Raw genomic sequence first — 569 nt, forward strand, 5'->3', positions numbered from 1 at the left:
CCGCGCCGTGCGGCCGGTGACCCTCGTCCCGGTCGCCTGCTCGGAGAACGACACCGCAAGGGCCTCGACCGTGCCGGCGGCCGGGGCGGCCTCCACCGCGGCGGAGTTCGGCTTGACGGTGATCACCGGGGTGCCCTTCGACACCCGGGACCTGGTGGTGAAGGAGGCGGCGAACACCGACTGGGTCGCCACCGGACCCTCCGCGCCGGGCTCCAGGTCGACGGCGTCGGTGATGATCCCGGAGCCGATGCGCAGCGCCAGCCGGGCGGCGATCTCCTTGCCCTCGGCGGAGGAGGGGACCAGCACCGCGGCCGGGGAGACGGCGGCGACGGCGGCCTGCAGCGCGTCGACCTTCGGCACCACCAGGTAGTCGGCGTACTCCGACGCCTCGTGGGTGAGGACGCGGGTCGCGCCGTGCTCGGCCAGCACACCAGCCGTGTTTTCGGCACCGGCACCAAGTGCTACGGCGACCGGCTCGCCGATACGGCGGGCCAGCGTCAAAAGCTCCAGCGTGGGCTTGCGGACGGCACCGTCCACGTGATCGACGTAGACGAGAACTTCAGCCATGT

Annotated in this window: 1 protein-coding gene; it reads right to left on the bottom strand. The window is 72.6% G+C overall.

The genetic code is table 11. The features are described from left to right. Positions 1-567: electron transfer flavoprotein subunit alpha/FixB family protein (locus tag MKW14_RS40720; RefSeq protein ID WP_374116669.1), on the bottom strand; the 567-nt coding region annotated here is incomplete at its 3' end. Positions 568-569: the final 2 nt, after the last annotated feature.

Source organism: Streptomyces gilvus, from assembly GCF_022513565.1.
GTDB lineage: Bacteria > Actinomycetota > Actinomycetes > Streptomycetales > Streptomycetaceae > Streptomyces > Streptomyces gilvus.